This window comes from Microbacterium sp. K2 (assembly GCF_051365005.1).
GTDB lineage: Bacteria > Actinomycetota > Actinomycetes > Actinomycetales > Microbacteriaceae > Microbacterium > Microbacterium foliorum_B.
Window position 1 is genome coordinate 1034822 of record NZ_JBLWII010000001.1, and the last position, 15767, is coordinate 1050588.

11 protein-coding genes and 1 tRNA gene are annotated in these 15767 nt (G+C 67.8%); 4 read left to right on the forward strand and 8 right to left on the reverse strand.

Annotated elements, in window-relative coordinates:
- Nucleotides 1-7: 7 nt before the first annotated feature.
- The 3 genes from ACLKOY_RS05235 to ACLKOY_RS05245 are packed head-to-tail and all read right to left on the reverse strand — an operon-like array spanning nt 8 to nt 4343.
- A complete protein-coding gene (locus ACLKOY_RS05235; RefSeq protein ID WP_436452730.1) occupies nt 8-1444 on the reverse strand; it encodes a CDP-glycerol glycerophosphotransferase family protein in 1437 nt (478 codons plus the stop codon).
- Complete coding sequence (locus ACLKOY_RS05240) at nt 1441-2694, reverse strand: CDP-glycerol glycerophosphotransferase family protein (protein WP_436452731.1); 1254 nt, start codon at nt 2692-2694, stop codon at nt 1441-1443. The genes ACLKOY_RS05235 and ACLKOY_RS05240 overlap by 4 nt, the downstream gene beginning before the upstream one ends.
- Before the next feature lie 53 nt (nt 2695-2747).
- Nucleotides 2748-4343 (reverse strand): S1C family serine protease, encoded by a 1596-nt coding sequence (locus ACLKOY_RS05245; RefSeq protein ID WP_436452732.1) that lies wholly within the window; start codon nt 4341-4343, stop codon nt 2748-2750.
- 100 nt (nt 4344-4443) lie between these two features.
- Here ACLKOY_RS05245 and ACLKOY_RS05250 point away from each other — a divergent pair, with 100 nt between their 5' ends.
- Entirely contained in the window at nt 4444-5643 is a 1200-nt protein-coding gene (locus ACLKOY_RS05250; protein WP_436452733.1) for an aminotransferase class I/II-fold pyridoxal phosphate-dependent enzyme, read from the forward strand.
- 10 nt (nt 5644-5653) lie between these two features.
- On the opposite strand, the gene ACLKOY_RS05255 is transcribed toward ACLKOY_RS05250, so the two are convergent.
- Entirely contained in the window at nt 5654-6469 is an 816-nt protein-coding gene (locus ACLKOY_RS05255) for a carbon-nitrogen hydrolase family protein (protein WP_436452734.1), read from the reverse strand.
- A gap of 78 nt (nt 6470-6547) precedes the next feature.
- Here ACLKOY_RS05255 and ACLKOY_RS05260 point away from each other — a divergent pair.
- Nucleotides 6548-6621, forward strand: a tRNA-Met gene (locus ACLKOY_RS05260).
- Nucleotides 6622-6764: 143 nt separating this feature from the next.
- On the opposite strand, the gene ACLKOY_RS05265 is transcribed toward ACLKOY_RS05260, so the two are convergent.
- Both ACLKOY_RS05265 and ACLKOY_RS05270 read right to left on the reverse strand, forming a co-directional pair.
- A complete protein-coding gene (locus ACLKOY_RS05265; protein WP_436452735.1) occupies nt 6765-7232 on the reverse strand; it encodes a hypothetical protein in 468 nt (155 codons plus the stop codon).
- Nucleotides 7233-7236: 4 nt separating this feature from the next.
- A complete protein-coding gene (locus ACLKOY_RS05270; protein WP_436452736.1) occupies nt 7237-8556 on the reverse strand; it encodes a hypothetical protein in 1320 nt (439 codons plus the stop codon).
- A gap of 222 nt (nt 8557-8778) precedes the next feature.
- On the opposite strand from ACLKOY_RS05270, the gene ACLKOY_RS05275 reads away from it, so the two are divergent.
- Nucleotides 8779-9369: a hypothetical protein gene (locus ACLKOY_RS05275; protein ID WP_436452737.1), complete on the forward strand. Its 591-nt coding sequence runs from the start codon at nt 8779-8781 to the stop codon at nt 9367-9369.
- Between the two features lie 104 nt (nt 9370-9473).
- Here ACLKOY_RS05275 and ACLKOY_RS05280 read toward each other — a convergent pair whose 3' ends face one another.
- Together ACLKOY_RS05280 and ACLKOY_RS05285 are read right to left on the reverse strand one after the other, a co-directional pair.
- Nucleotides 9474-12371, reverse strand: coding sequence for a UPF0182 family membrane protein (locus ACLKOY_RS05280; protein WP_436452738.1), 2898 nt, complete (start codon nt 12369-12371; stop codon nt 9474-9476).
- A gap of 46 nt (nt 12372-12417) precedes the next feature.
- Nucleotides 12418-13512, reverse strand: a complete 1095-nt coding sequence (locus tag ACLKOY_RS05285) for a YlbL family protein (protein ID WP_436452739.1) — start codon at nt 13510-13512, stop codon at nt 12418-12420.
- Between the two features lie 117 nt (nt 13513-13629).
- Between ACLKOY_RS05285 and ACLKOY_RS05290 the strand changes: the two genes are divergently transcribed.
- On the forward strand, nt 13630-15036 hold the full coding sequence (locus tag ACLKOY_RS05290; protein ID WP_436452740.1) for a zinc-dependent metalloprotease: 1407 nt from the start codon (nt 13630-13632) through the stop codon (nt 15034-15036).
- Nucleotides 15037-15767: the final 731 nt, after the last annotated feature.

Genomic DNA, 15767 nt, shown 5'->3' on the forward strand with positions numbered 1-15767 from the left:
CGTCGAGTCACCTGGCGACGTACCCCTGGTCGAGGATACGTGCGACGACCCGGTCGGCCGAGTGCCCGTCGTCCCTCGGGTTGAACTGCGCCCGCCAGGCGCGGTATCGCTCGGCGTAGGCACTCTCGTGCGCGCTGTCGGCCAGCGCCGCGACGAGTTCGTCCTGCGAGTGGACGAGCGGTCCCGGCGCGCGCGTCGCGAGATCGAAGTAGAACCCTCGGAGCTCTCCTCGGTAGTGGTCGAGGTCGGGAACGAGGAAGAACATTGGCTTTCCCGTCACGCTGAAATCGAACATGACCGACGAGTAGTCGGTGATCAGCACGTCGGCCGCGAGCAGGAGCTTCGAGGTCTCGGGGTACCCGGTGACATCGATCACGCGGGCACCGGCTCGATCCCGTCCGGTGTCGATCGTGCGCGAGTGACCTCGCACCAGCACGACGGAGTCGGTCTGGCTCGCGAGATCCTCCGGGTCGATGAAGTCGACCATCTCTGTGCGATCATCGCGCCACGTGGGGGCGTACAGCAGCACCCGCTCGCCGTCGGCGATCCCGAGATCGGCGCGTATCGCACGAGCGTCACCGGTGACGAGGGCGTCGTTCCTCGGATACCCCTCGACCCAGATCGGCCGCCCCAGGAAGGCGTATGCCTTGCGGAGAATACGCTCGGAGTACGTGTTCTGGGCCAGGAGCACATCCCAGCGGCGAGACTCCTTGACGACGGCCGCCATGCGACGAGGATCGAACCCGGGTCGGTGCAGGGCGAGCCGCTTCAGCGGGGTGCCGTGCCAGGTCTGCAGCACCTTCTGACCCGGTTTGCGGACGAACCGGCGACGCAACCAGTCGTTGACGACCAGCAGCCTCGATGCAGCGCGGGCCCGCCACCACTCCGGGCTGCCCTCGACGACCGCGATCGCCCCCTCCGGAACCGCCACGGACAGGTCGACGACACTCCAGTAGCGCACGACATCCGGCGCCTGTGCGAAGAGGGCCCGGTCGATCGCCTGCGGGTTGCAGCCGACGGTGCGGCCGTAGAAGCTCTCGAAGAAGACGGCGTTCTCGGTCGCTCCGGGATGCGAGACATAGCGCCCTTCGAGAGTCGCCTGCCCCTCGGTCGTCTCATACGCAGGATCGATCGGGGCCGCGATGCGCACCGTGCCGCCCTCGACGGCGATCCGCACACCCGCCAGCACCTCCGGGGCGATGAGGAGATCGCCGAACTCGGCCTCCGCGATGCGCAGCTCGTAGTCCCCCGTGGGCAGCGGCAGCTCCGGGCCGCCCCACCGCGACGCGCGCAGCGGGAACGTCGCCTTCCAGGCCTTGCCCCCACCGGTGATCCGCGCGTCGACCCGGGCACGCGGCCCGATCAGCTCCGCCGTGGTCGGGCGCTGACCGGCGCCTGCGATGACCAGCGTCTCTGCCGCCTCATCGATCCGGGCCGTGGTCATGCTGCTCCCTTCGGCGCAGGGATCCCCCGCGCACGGATTGTCTCGTAGACGCGCCGGGTATTGCCTCCGTCGCGGAAGGCGTGCATCTCCGCGCTGAGCGTACCCGAACGCTCGGACTGCGCCGTGAAGACGTCGTCATCGTCCAGCAGTGCCGACAGCTGCGGCAGAAGCGCATCCCAGCTCGTCGGGGCGTCCTCGCCCGCGACGTCCTGGAATCGGCCGTAGAAGCCTCTCGTGCGGGCATAGTCCTCGGCGTCCGGGGCGAGGAAGAGCACCGGCATCCTCAGCAGCCCCACGTCGTAGGCCAGCGAAGAGTAGTCGGTGACCAGGACGTCGACCGCCGGAAGCACGGGCGTGACATCGGGCAGAAGGGCGGCCCCGAGCATCCTGACCCTTCGGCTGGGCAGCGGGGGCGCATAGCCGCCCTCGCCGAGCGGATGGGAGCGAACCAGCAGCACCGCGTCGCGCTCTTCGAGCACCCGGATGATCCGCACCCACTGGGCAGCCGTCGGAATCGCCGGGTCGTCGGCTCCGTCACGCCACGTCGGCGCGTAGAGGATGGTCCGAGAACCGGTCGGCAGACCGCCGAGCACTCGGTCCAGAAGGTCGGATGCCTTCGCTCGACGCTCTGTCGGATCACCGGAGGACAGCACGTCGACACGCGGCTCGCCGGTGACGACGACTCGGCCGTCACCGAGCGCGAACGCCGACTCGAGACGCCCCCTGGAACGGTGCGAAGCTGCCGGCAGGACTCGGATCCGCTGAGCAGCACGCCGGTAGAGGATGCCGATGAGGCGTCGTAGCACCGAGGCACCGGGGATGCTCGGCACCTGCGTGGTCGCGGGCGAATCGAGTCCGATGCGCTTGAGCGGGATCCCATGCCACAGCTGCACGACGAAAGCACCGGACACCGCATAGCGGTTCACGTCGCCGAGGCCGTGCGTGACCACGACGACGCGGGCACGTGCCGTCGCCCACCACCCTCGCAGGCTGCCCTTGCGCGTCGTATGAAGACCGAGTGCCGCGGCGTCGCTGTCCTCCCGATCGGAGGACGTGAGCCACACGGTGTCATGCCCCTCGGCCGCTGCGAGGCGCTGCAGGGCGAGAGCGCCGTCTCCGATGCCGGCGCCGCACCCGAACACCCAGCGCGTACCCCGCGGGATCAAGAGCGTGCCGAGTCGCCCGACGAGGTAGAGCGGTATCCGAAGCAGCTTGGCCGCATTGCCGGAGCCGAAAGAGAAGGACGCCACCCCGCGAGCCTATCGCGGGGTGGCGTCCTTCCCGGTGAGCGGGATCGCCCGAGTCAGCCGCCGAGCTCGCCCAGGGTGACCTCGATCTCGTACTCCTTGCCTCCGCGGATGTACGTGACCTTCGCCTCGCTGCCCGCGGCCGCGGCGCGCACCTGCGCCGTGAGGTCGCTGGCGCTCGTGATGGGGACTCCGTTGAAGGCGGTCACCACATCGTCGGCCTTCAGTCCGGCGGCAGCGGCAGCGCCGCCTCCGGTGACCTCGGCGATGTATGCACCCGAGACGTCGGCGTTCTCGACGCTGGCCGCGTCTCTGACCGACGCGCCGAGCAGACCGTGGCTGGCTGCGCCGTTCTCGATGATCTCCTCCGACACGCGCTGGGCGATGTTGGCGGGGATCGCGAACCCGATTCCGATCGACCCCGACTCCTCTGAGCTCCCGGAGCTCGCGATCGCGACATTGATGCCGATCAGCTCGCCCTTGCCGTTCACGAGCGCGCCACCGGAGTTCCCGTGGTTGATCGCGGCATCCGTCTGGATCACCGCGATCGAGATCGACTCAGAGGTCTGCTGCGATGTGTTGCCCGGCAGATCGAACTGGAACGGCCCTTCGCCCTCCTCAGGGGTCTCCTGCTCGTTCTGCGGAGCGTCCTCCGACGTCGAATCGGGCAGCGCCGACGACGCGATCTGGATGCTGCGGTTCAGCGCGCTGACGATACCGGTCGTGACCGAGTTCGACAGACCGAGCGGCGCGCCCAGCGCGACCGCGGTGTCACCGACGTTGAGCTTCGACGAGTCGGCGAAATCGATCGGGGTGAGATCTGTCGCATCCTCGAGCTTGATCACGGCGAGGTCGTAGATCGGGTCGGTCCCGACGACGGTCGCCGAGAAGATGCGACCGTCCGAGGTGGTGACCCGGATCGTCGGATCAGCCACGGCGCCGCCGAGGGTCACCACGTGGGTGTTCGTGAGCACGTAGCCATCGTCGCTGATGATGACGCCCGAACCGCTGCCGCCCTGGTCGGAGCCGGCCACCTCGATGGTGACTACCGACGGGAGCGCCGCGGTCGCGACGGCGGTCGTCTCGTTGACGGACCCGGGATTGTTCACCGTGATGGTGTCGGGACCCTGCGCCACGCCCGTGGACCCCTGATTCGAGATCCCGTTGAGGATCGCTCCGCCACCGAACCCCGCAACACCGCCGACGAGGGCGGCAGCAAGGAGGATCGCGGCGAACTTCACTCCGGCGCGGGGCTTCGGCTCCTTGACCTTCGTGGGGCCTTCGACCGGCTGGCCGGGCTCGGCTCCGGCGTGGAGACCGAATGCGGCACCGGGTGACGTCGCGGTCGGGCCGCCGACGGGCGCCTGGTGGTGTCCTGGCTGGTGCTGTCCTGGGGTTCCGAAGTAGGGCTGGGGCACGGTCGGGGCTGCGGGCGCCACCGGGGCGCTCGGCGACTCGAATGCCGGAGCGGGAGACGACGCGAAAGTCGAGGGGACTTGGTGTCCCTGGTATGGACCCGGAGCTGTAACGGTGCCGGGGGTCTGAGCGGCGGCATCCGTCGTCGAACGGTCGACGACCTCTGCTGCCTCGGTGGACGGCGCTGCGTCATTCGACGCAGGTGCCGAGTGGTCCTGGGTGCTGTCTTCGTTCATGGTGTGTGCTCCTTCAACAACGCCCTCTTAGAGTGACGCCTGTATCTGTGCGTTTCGTATGGCGAAGATGAGTTTCACCTATGGCCTTAGCCTGTTCTTCATGAGTGTCATCTCCGGAGCATGGCGGCGCACGGCAGCGGGTGCCGGTCTGCTCGCACCAGACGGAAGCGTCGCGCCCACCATCTTCGCAGAGATGTCGGCCGCGGCGGCCCGAACCGGTGCGATCAATCTCGGGCAGGGCTTTCCCGATGAGGACGGCCCCGCAGAGGTGCTGGACGCTGCCAGGGAGGCGATCTCCCGCGGAGTGAATCAGTACCCTCCTGGCAGAGGGAACCCCGATCTGCTCGAGGCGATCAGCGAGCACCAGCGGCGCTTCTATGGCCTGGAGGTGGACCCTTCGCGCGAGATCATCGTGACGGCCGGCGCGACCGAGGCGCTGACCGCGTCTCTGCTCGCCCTCATCGACGGTCCGGAAGACGAGGTGGTCGTCTTCGAGCCCTACTACGACTCGTATGCGGCCGCGGTCGCTCTCGCCGGCGCCCGGCTGCGCACCGTGCCGTTGAGAGCACCCGACTTCCAGCCGGACCTCGAGTTGCTCGCGACCACGGTCTCCGACCGCACGCGCATCATCCTGATCAACGATCCCCACAACCCCACCGGCGCCGTCTTCGATCACGAGGCGCTCACGGAGGTCGTCCGTCTCGCGGAGCTGCACGACGCGATCATCGTGACCGACGAGGTCTACGAGCATCTCGCCTTCGCCCGCCCGCACACCCCGATCGCGACGCTTCCCGGCGCTGCCGAGCGCACGCTCACGATCTCCTCCGCGGGCAAGACGTTCTCGGCCACCGGTTGGAAGATCGGATGGGTGCACGGGCCCGCAGAGCTCATCACCGCCGTGCTGACCGTCAAGCAGTACCTGACGTACGTCAACGGCTCGCCGTTCCAGCCGGCCATCGCCGTGGGCCTGCGGCTCGGAGACGACTTCTTCACCGGTGCCGCGGCGACGTTGGCGCACAAGCACGAGATCCTCGGTGCGGGTCTCCGCGCTGCAGGGTTCGCCGTGTTCCCGCCGCAGGGCGGCTACTTCACCGTCGCCGACGCATCAGCGCTCGGCGGTGCGGATGCCGCCGAGTTCTGCCGCGCGCTTCCTGAGCGTGCGGGAGTCGTGGCGATCCCCCTGAGCGCCTTCGTTGCTGAGGCGCACCGCGACGACTACGCCGGGCTCGTGCGATTCGCGGCGTGCAAACGCGTCGAGATCCTCGAGGAGGCGGCGAAGAGGCTCGTGTCGAGCTTCTGAACGCTCCGATTCAGCGTGGTCCGACGGAGTATCTGCGCACCCTCAGCGACGGGTTCACGGCGCGCACGCGCTCGATGGCAGCCCGCTCGACAGCCGCGACCGCGATGCCCTCGCTCGTTCCGACTCCTGCGAGCACGACGCCCTGCGGATCGACGATCTGCGAGTGACCGACGCCGATCGGGGTCGGATGGTCGGCGGCGATCACATATGCGGTGTTCTCGATCGCTCGCGCTGCCAGCAGCGTCGTCCAGTGGTGCTCCTTGAGCGGACCCCGCACCCACTCGGCCGGGACCACGAGGGCGTCGGCGCCCGCGTCGATCAGAGTGCGCGACACCTCGGGGAAGCGCAGGTCGTAACAGGTCATCAGCCCGAAACGGAGTCCGGCGAGCTCGAACGTCGCGGCACCCCCGAGCTCCCCCGCCTCGACCCAGTCGGACTCGGTCTGGCCGAACGCGTCGTACAGGTGCTGCTTTCGGTAGGTCGCGAGGATTCCGTCGCCTCGCACCGCGACGACCGTGTTGCGCACGTGCGTCGCGTCTGAGGCGCGCTCGGCAAGCCCGGCGACGATCATCACGCCGTAGTCGGATGCCAGGGCGATCAGCGTCGAGACGAACTCGCCATCCAGCGTCTCGGCGTTCTCGGCCAGAGTGGCGTCCATCGGATCCACGAAGTAGCTCGAGTACTCGGGGAAGACGATCAGGCGCGCACCGCGCGCCGCGGCATCCGCCGTCAACTCCGCGATGCGGTCGCGATTGCCCTCCCGCGAGGACGTGGGCGCGAACTGGCAGACGGCGACGGGAACAGCGGCGGAAGCGGTCTCGGTCATGCTCACATCCTCCCGCATCGTGCTCGCCGCGCCTCGATTCGCGGACTCCTGATTCGCGTGTTAGGCTATAAAACGTGCCGCGGGGTGGAGCAGTTCGGTAGCTCGCCGGGCTCATAACCCGGAGGTCGCAGGTTCAAATCCTGTCCCCGCAACGAGAATGCGACACAAGAAAAGCCCTTGATCGGGAGAAATCCTGATCAAGGGCTTTTCGCATGCGTGCGTCCACCGGCAGCCCTCGCGGCCGAGGCTCATCGAGAGCGATCGGCCGCGAGGCGTCTGCGATGACTACGAGACGTCAGCGGTAGCTGCGCGTGAGTTCGGGACCGGTCGGCTCGACGAACTTCACTCGGATGCTCTCGAGCGCCGGCGCGTCATCCGCGATATAGCTCATCACCACGCGGTCCCTGTTCGCGGTTCCCCCGTCGGGCAGGATGAGCACACGCGCGACGGAGAGTCCGTCGACGAAGTCGTCCTCCGAGGCGCCACCCACCCGACCCTGTTCCCAGGTGCGGAACACGCCCGCCGCGGGCGAGCTGTCGCGTCGCACTCCCTCAGCGATGGTGGTGCGCGCCATCTCGTCGAGGAACGCGAGATTGTCGAGAACCATGTCGACATCGTTGAGCACGGACTCGTCGAAGCGGTCCGGGAAGTCGATCTCTATGCGCGCCTGCACATCCTTCCCTTCGAACGGCACCGAGCCGTTCATGGCGCCACCGCCGGGTCCGCCGTCGAGGGTGATCGGGCCGAGATGACGGCTCTCCATCAGCTCACACCCCCAGGTTCGCGCTGAGGATCTCTTCGGCGAGGAGGCGCGAGACCTCCTGCGAAGCCGCCGCATCCGACGAGAAGTAGTCCTCGACCGTCGCGTCGAACAGCTGATGACCTCGGGCGTACTCGGCCACGGTGAGGGCGAGGCAGCGCGCCGTCAGCGCATAGAGATCACTTGCCGCGTAGTGGGTGCCGTTCGAGGAGCGCCCGACCCCGGCGTTGCGCGGGGTCGGGTTCGCACCCGGCGCGCTGCCGAGCGTCGCCGCGGCGCTGGCAAGCTCCGTATCGATCCTGCCCATGCTGTTCGATACCACGGTCGCGTTGCTCCTGTCCATGCTCATGGTGCCGTCGCCGACCGGATACGGCCCGAGAGCGAAAGCGTCCAGATTGTACGTGGCGTTGTCGGATCGAATGATGGTCGCGGCTTCGGTCATCGCGTCGTTGAGCTTGTTCTCCTGAGTCTCGAGCGCCTCATCGAGCTTCGTCAGTGCTTCGTCGAGCGACCCCAGGATGTCGAGGTAGGTGTTGCCGGAGATGACGACGTCGCGGGCGATCCCCTGCACGCCGCTGCTCACCGCTCCCGCGATACCTGCGAGCACCGCTGCTGCGGCCACCGTCCCCGTACCCGCTGTCACCACCGCCGAGACGACCCCCGCCACCGCCCCGACGACCGTGAGCACAAGCGTGCCGTTGGCGGCTGCCGCGTTGCCCGCCTTCTGATCCCATGCGGCGCGTGCACTGTCGCAGATCGACACCACGTCCTGTTGTGCGGCGGGCCACATGGCGGCCTGAGCACTGTAGTTGAGTTGGAGGATGACGCATGCGTCGCCCAGACCGTGCGTGACGGATTTGAACTGGATGTAGTACTTGTCGATGAAGGCGGGCTTGAAGCTGCCCTCGATCTTGTTGGCCATCATCTCGTGCACCGAGTCGTTGGCGGTCCCGATCGCGCCGGTGTTCTGAACCGATGCGCCCGCGCCGGACGTGCCGAGGATGGCAGCCGCCGCAGAGGTCGCACTCGCCGGAGCATCGCAGGCGTCGCCTCCGTCAGGCAGGTCCAACCACTTGGAGACCCGCGAGTCGATCGCCGCCCGGATCTCATCGAACGCGGGTGCGACCGAGTGGTTCACGCCGTTGCCGTCGCCGCCGCCCTCCCCAGCGGCGTTCGGCCGATTGTAGAAGTTGAGCATGAAGCCCCACTTCGCGTAGATCTGGTCATTACCCCAGTTCGGGTGAAAGCCCTGATCCGCCATGAAACAGTCGATCGCAGCGCGCTTCATCTTGCCGATGATGTCCGGCAGCTCCGAATAGTCAGGCATGTCTCGATCCCCTCCAGTCTCGATTTCGATGAGTGCCGGCCGTATGTTCTCTCGAATCATCGGGGCACCTTCTCGGAGAGACTAATCGAATGCCCGACTGCTTCGCTCGCGGCAGGACGACGACCGCCTCACATCTGGCGCCTCTGGTTAGACTGTCCAACCGAACGGCGCGACCATCGATCGCCGTACGGTCCGCGGAGAACAACGACCCGGAGGTCCACCATGACGCAGACGCCCGACAACGCCGCGGGAAACCGTCACGCGCCCGCATCCGGCTCATCACGGCGCGCGCTCGTCGGCATCTGGACCGGCGCCGTGGCGCTGCTCCTCTCTGCCGCACTGATCGTGCTCTTCATACCGATCGCTGCTCTGCTCCCTATCGCAGCAGCCGCTGCGTTTCTGGCGATCGCGGCTCTCCTGCTGGGCGTTCGAGGTATGCGCTCTGCGGTGCCCCGCTCGGGAACGTCAGCCGTCGTCGTCGCAGCGGTCGCGCTCGTCGTCGATCTCGTCTTGATCGTCGTGATGGCCGTCGGCGTCCTCGGCGGCAACGGCCTCAATCAGGTCGAGGTTCGCGCCACAGGCGGGCCCACCTTCACGGTCTCGTTCGCCGATGACACGCAGTCGTACGACGAAGAGTGGGCTTCCAGCGGCTGGAAGCAATACACGACGACCGGGGATTCGGCGGAGATCGCCGTCACCGCTCCGGACGACGACTCGGACTCGACCGTGAGCTGCCAGATCCTGTGGAACGGCGAGCTGGTCATCGAGCTGAGCGGCACCGGCGCCGTCACCTGCCGCTACGACGCGGACTGACCGAGCCGCCTTCTCCATGCGGCGCCTTCCGAGACCGCGAGCGATCTGCCCGGAGACGAAAGATGCCGCCCCTCGCGAGGGGCGGCATCTTTCACTGCAGAAGGTTACTCCCCCGCGCCTTGTTCCAGCCCGAGCAGCGTGTTCACGGCATCCGTGAGCCGCTTGTCAGCCTCGGCGAACTTGGTGAGGTCGCCCTCCTTGAGCGCTGCCTCACGGTCGGTCAGCGCCTGCTGCGCTGCCGCGAGGGCCTCCGCCTCGACGTCGGTCGGCGCGGTCGGCTCGGTCGGGACCTCACCGGTGTCCGGATCCGGTTCGGTGGGCTCGACCTGGTCGTCTCCACCGGCCGCACCCGCGTCGCCGCCGAACAGGGTGTCGAGGGCCGCGGTCAGCGTGTCCTCGAACGCGACCTTGTCGCCGAAGGCCACGAGGACCTTCTGCAGACGAGGAAGCTTCGTGCCCTCCGAGGACTGCACATAGACCGGCTGCACATAGAGCAGACCGCCACCCACAGGCAGCGTCAGCAGGTTGCCGTAGAGCACCTCGGACTCTCCCTGCTGCAGCAGGTTGAGCTGCGGCACCACGGCGGTGTCGGAGTTGTAGGTGTTCTGCACCTGACCGGGGCCGGGCACCGTCGTATCGGTGTCGATCTCGAGCATCCGCAGCTGGCCATAGCCTTCGGCCTTCACGCCCGCCTCCGACCCGGCATCCGAGTCCACAGCGAGGTAGCCCATCAGCACGTCGCGGTTGCCACCGCTGCCCGTCGCCGACGGGATGAAGGTCGAGAACATCGAGAACCGCGGAGAGTCCTGCCCCGGCATCTGCATCGTCAGGTAGTACGGCGGCTGCAGGACCGCGTCGCTGCGCGGGTCGTTGGGCGTCTGCCAACGGTTGTCCTGCTGCGCGAACGAGCCCGCGGTGTCGATGTGGTAGATCCCGAGGATGTCGCGCTGGACCTTGAACAGGTCGGTCGGGTAGCGCACGTGGCTCATCAGATCAGCCGACATGTCGCTCACGGGCTTCAGCGTCGACGGGTAGATGTTCTGCCACGTCTGCAGCACGGGATCCTCTTCGTCCCACGCGTACAGCGTCACCGAGCCGTCGTAGGCATCGACCGTCGCCTTGACCGAGTTGCGGATGTAGTTGATCTCGTCGATCGCGAGAGTGGGCGACGGGATGTTCGAGTCGGCGATCGCCTCCGACAGGCTCACGTTCGTCGAGTACGGGTAGGTCGCGCTCGTCGTGTAGCCGTCGACGATCCAGACGACGCGTCCGTCGACCACGCTGGGGTACGGGTCGCTGTCGAGCTCGAGGTACGGTGCGACCTTCTGCACACGCGTCGTGGGGTCGCGGTCGTAGAGGATCTGGGATTCCTCGTTCACCAGGTTGGAGAACAGGATCTGCTCCGACTGGAACTTCAGGGCGTAGAGCAGCTTCGTGAAGGTGCTGCCGATCTGCGGTCCGCCGTCGCCTTCGAACGTGGTCTTGGTCTCGGTAGAGCCGTCCTTGCCGCGCGGGTAGTCGATCTCGACGGGGTCGGTGCCGTCGGGAGAGCCCACGATCGAGTACTCGGGCGAGTTCTCGCCGAAGTACACGCGGGGCTCGAACTCCTCCTGCTCGGTGAGGAAGCCCGCAGACGGGATGCCGCGCTCGAGGAAGACCGGCTCGCCGTCGGGCGTGCGCTGGTTGCCCGCTGCGACCACCAGGCCATAGCCGTGGGTGTAGACGGCGGCGCGGTTGTTCCAGTTGCTGACGTCGACGCCTTCCATGTCGAGGTCGCGCACCGACACCACGGTGTCCTGCATCTCGCCGTCGATCTCGTAGCGATCGACATCGAGGTTCTGCTGGAACTGGTAGTACCCGCGGTACTGCTCGAGCTGGCGGACGGCCGGGCTGATCACGGCGGGGTCGACGATGCGGATGGATGCCGTGGTCTCGGCATCCTCGCGCAGCTGACCGGCCTCGGCGTCGGTCTCGGCCTCGAACGGCGTCGTCTCGAGATTAGCGACCCCGTACGCCTCCTTGGTGCCGTCGATGTTCCGCTGATAGAACTCGGCCTGGTATGCGTTCTGGTTGGGGGCCACCTGGAAGGTGGTCACCGCCCAGGGGAAGCCGACGCCCACCACGAGCGAGGCGACGATCAGCAGCGCGGTCGCGGCGAGCGGGAAGCGCCAGCGACCGATGACGGCGGTGACGAAGAAGAGGATCGCCACGATCGCGGCGATGATCGCGAGGATCGCGAGACCGGGGATCGTCGCGTTGACACCGGTGTACGCGGGACCGACGATGCGGTCGTCCTCGGCGACGAGGGTCTTGTAGCGGTCGAGCCAGAGGCTCGCCGCCTGCACCAGCAGGTAGAGACCGGCGATGATCGCGAGCTGGATACGAGCAGGCTTGGAGATGCGCAGCTCGCCCTGGCCGATGCGGACGGACCCGTAGAGGTACGACACCAGGGCCGTCACGATGAGCGTGAGCAGCAGGACCGCCGACACGAAGGCCAGGAGGATCGAGTAGAAGGGCATCGCGAACATGTAGAAGCCCGTGTCGACGCCGAACTGCGGGTCGACCGTGTCAGTCGCGACACCGTTCACCCACAGCCAGACGGTCTTCCACTGGCTCGCCGCGGAGAAGCCCGCGAACAGGCCGAAGAAGATCGGCATGCCCCACATCGCAAGACGGCGGAGCGGCTCGATGACCTCCTGGTACCTGTCCAGCTGCGAGCTGAGCCGCACGTAGACGGGGCGCAGACGGTACGCGAGCTGGATGGCCACGAACAGAGGCACTGCCATCCCGAGGAATCCGACGACGAACATCACCGCCGTGGCGATCCATTGGGTGGTGAGAACTCCCTCGAAGCCCACCTGGTCGAACCAGAGGTATTCGGTGTAGAGCGACGCGAAGACGAAGAAGGCGGCGATCAGCGCGGCGATGATCGCCAACGAGATGCCGAAGATTCGTCGCGAGGTTCGGGGAGTGGCCGGGTTCGGTGCAGAAGTCGAGGTCACCTTCCCATCCTAGGCACGCCTTACTGTGCTGCGGCTGTCATCCCTGTCACGGGGAGGTCACGACGTCGCATGACGGGAGCGATCCGACGTCTCCGCCCTCGGCGATCACGTCGAGCGCCGCGAGCGACTCCTCCAGCGTCGACGTGCTGATCACGGTGAGGCCGTCCGGCACATGGCCGACGACCTCGTCGCAGTTCGTCGACGGTGCGAGGAAGTAGTCCGCTCCCGCATCACGAGCGCCGTAGAGCTTCTGCCGGATGCCGCCGATCGGTCCGACGGTGCCGTCGGCTTCGATCGTGCCGGTACCGGCGACGTTCTCTCCGCCGTTGAGCTCTCCCTCGGTGACGGTGTCGATGATGCCGAGTGCGAACATCATGCCGGCGCTCGGCCCTCCGACGTTGTCGAGCTGGAGCGTCACATCGATCTCGAAGTCGTAGTCGGTGCGCAGGGTGACCCCGATCAGCCACGTCGTCACGTCTCCGTCGGTCTGCTTCGCGGGTGTCACCTCGACGACCTGGTCTTCGCCGGCCCGCTGCACCGTGAGCTCGACAGGTGCGCCGGCTGCATCCTGGATCGCCTGACGCAGCTGCTTGGCCGAGGTCACCGCGGCGCCGTCGACAGCGGTGATGACATCTTCCGCCTCGAGAGCACCCTCGGCCGGAGCATCCTCGACGACCTCCTGCACGACGACCTCGGCTCCGGTGTCGTAGCCGAGCTCGTTGAGCGCCGCGGCGGTCGCCTCGTGCTGCGAGTCGACCATGAGCGTCGCGTTGCGTTCGTCCCGCTGCTCTGTCGTGACCCCCTCGGGGAACACCGAGTCGAGCGGGACCACCGCCCTCGAGGAGTCCGTCCAGGCCAGAGCGAGCTCGAACCAGCTCGGCGTGCGCTCGCGGTTGCCGACGACCTGCACGGTCGTGAGGTCGAGCGACCCGGCGGTCTCGAAGGTCTCGGTGCCCTCGACCTGAATCAGGGGAACCTGCTCGCCGTCGGCACCGGCCGCCGTGCCGAGGGTGTCGTAGACCGGGCCGGGACGCTGGATGACGTACGGCGTCGGGAGGAAGGTCAGCACGACGAGCGCGATCAGCGCGACGACCAGCGCCCAGACGCCCAGTCCGAGCTTCACAGGCCGGGTTCGATCCACAGGGTTCCTCCGTCGTTCGCGGGCGGCGTACAGCGATCTGCCCGCTTCGGGGTCTCGCGGCCGATCCTGTGACTAGCGTAGATGGCACGGCTTTAGGCGTGCTGAGAGGCGAGCGACATGTCAGACAACGACCCGACCCCCGAGGACTTCCAGGAGTTCCTCCGACGAATGATGTCCGGCCAGGGTGGCGGCGATATCGACCCCGAGGCGCTGCAGAACGCCTTCGCGGGCATGGATGGGATCCAGCTCGACCCGGCGATGATGCAGACGATCATGTCGCAGCTGCAGGGCGCGTTCGGCGGTGACGCCTGGGAGAACGCGCTGCGTCAGGCCCTGCACATCGCCAACCGCGACGGCCTCGGCATCACCGACGGCTCGCGGAGTTCGCTCGTCGACTCGTTCGCACTCGCCGACCTGTGGCTCGGCGAGGCGACGACGATCTCCGAGCTCGCCGAGTCGCCCAAGGCGATGACGCGCGGCGAGTGGGTCGAAGCGACCCTGCCCGTGTGGAAGGAGATCGCCGACCCCGTCTCGACGAGCATCGCCGACGCGCTCACCAGCGCCCTCGACACGCAGGTGCCCGAGGAGATGCGTGACGTCGTGCAGGGCGCGGGCAAGCTCATGCGCGGTCTCGGCGGCTCGGTCTTCGCCGCCCAGTTCGGGCAGGTGCTCGGCAACCTCGCGCTCGAGGTGGTGTCCGGCGGAGACGTCGGCATCCCGGTGCTTCCGGCCGGAACCGCGGCAGTCATCCCCCAGAACCTGACGGCGTTCGGCGAGGGTCTCGAGATCCCCGAAGACCAGATCACCCTCTATCTGGCGACGCGCGAGCTCGCCTATGCCCGGCTGTATCGCCATTCGAAGTGGCTGCACCTGCACGTCATGGCGCAGATCACCGACTTCGCCCGCGGAGTCACGGTCGATGTCGATGCACTCGAAGACGTCGCGAGCCGCCTCGACCCGTCGAACCCCGAGGAGCTCCGCGCCGCGATCGAGGGCGGCGCCCTGCTGCCCACGCAGACGGAGGCCCAGCGCGAGGCGCTCGCTCGTCTCGAGAATCTCGTGGCTACGATCGACGGCTGGGTCGACGTCGTGACCGCGCAGGCCACCTCTCGTCTGCCAGACGGGTCCCGCATCGCCGAGGCGGCCCGTCGCCGCCGCGCGGTGGGTGGCCCTGCTGAAGATGCTCTCGGCGCTCTCGTGGGCCTCAAGCTTCGGCCGCGGCGACTGCGCGAGGCGTCGGCGATGTGGCAGGCGGTGACAGACGCCGTGGGCATCGCAGGGCGCGACGCGCTGTGGGACTACCCCGACCTCATGCCCACCTCAGAGGACATCGACGACCCGTCTGCGCTCGTCGCGCGGCTCCAGGCGAGCGCACGAGGAGAGCAGCCCGTCGCAGACGAGTTCGACGAGGCACTCGCGCGTCTGCTCGACGGCGACGACTTCTCGGCAGAGAACCCCGAGAAGTCGGAGGACGAACAGGACTCCGACGGCGGTGACGGCCCGGGAGGCGACCGCCCGGTGTGAGCGGGATGCGCTGACTTTTCCACGGATGCCCGAGACTCCCCCATCGGGAGCTCGGGTTTCCGCAGAATCGAGGGATGTCTCCTCTGACGCCCAAGACCATCACCCGCCTGGATCCCGCCGTTCCGCTGCTCTGGCGAGACGGTGAGACCCTGCAGATCGGCATCGAGGGCACGCTGCGCATCGCGGCGTCTGAGCCGTGGGTCGAGCGTCTCATCGGTCGGATGGCCGCCGGGTTCCGGCGCACGGCGTTCGATGTGGTGGCGCACGCCGCCGGTGCACCGCGAGCGGAGGCACGGATGCTCCTCTCACGACTCGAGCCGCTGCTCGTCGACGATGCCCCGGCTCCGAGAGACGCGTGGGTGGAGAGCATCGACGTCGCCGACGCCCGCTGCGAGTACCGGATGCGCGAAGCGCTCCTCGATGAGGGCATCGCCGCCGGAACACGTGAGAACCCCACCGACATCGGAGTGGTGCTGGTCGAGGGCGCAGCCGCTGCCCTGCACTTTGCCCGCTACCTTCGCGACGACACCTCCCACCTCCCTGTGGCGCTCGAGCGAGGGCGGACGACCGTCGGCCCCCTGGTCGTGCCCGGCGAATCCCCCTGTCTCACCTGCCGGGACGAGCATGAGCGCGAGCGCGACGACGCCTGGCCGCGGATGCACGCTCAGCTCATCGGACGAGCGTCGGGTCCGATCAGCGCCGCGCGGATCGCGGACGCGGCGACGCTCGTC

Excerpts from the sequence above, each read along its gene's own strand:
- ACLKOY_RS05235 (WP_436452730.1), bottom strand. The coding sequence starts at position 1,444 with ATGACCACGGCCCGGATCGATGAGGCGGCAGAGACGCTGGTCATCGCA.
- ACLKOY_RS05245 (WP_436452732.1), bottom strand. The coding sequence starts at position 4,343 with ATGAACGAAGACAGCACCCAGGACCACTCGGCACCTGCGTCGAATGAC.
- ACLKOY_RS05250 (WP_436452733.1), top strand. The coding sequence starts at position 4,444 with ATGAGTGTCATCTCCGGAGCATGGCGGCGCACGGCAGCGGGTGCCGGT.
- ACLKOY_RS05255 (WP_436452734.1), bottom strand. The coding sequence starts at position 6,469 with ATGACCGAGACCGCTTCCGCCGCTGTTCCCGTCGCCGTCTGCCAGTTC.
- ACLKOY_RS05265 (WP_436452735.1), bottom strand. The coding sequence starts at position 7,232 with ATGGAGAGCCGTCATCTCGGCCCGATCACCCTCGACGGCGGACCCGGC.
- ACLKOY_RS05270 (WP_436452736.1), bottom strand. The coding sequence starts at position 8,556 with ATGCCTGACTATTCGGAGCTGCCGGACATCATCGGCAAGATGAAGCGC.
- ACLKOY_RS05275 (WP_436452737.1), top strand. The coding sequence starts at position 8,779 with ATGACGCAGACGCCCGACAACGCCGCGGGAAACCGTCACGCGCCCGCA.
- ACLKOY_RS05290 (WP_436452740.1), top strand. The coding sequence starts at position 13,630 with ATGTCAGACAACGACCCGACCCCCGAGGACTTCCAGGAGTTCCTCCGA.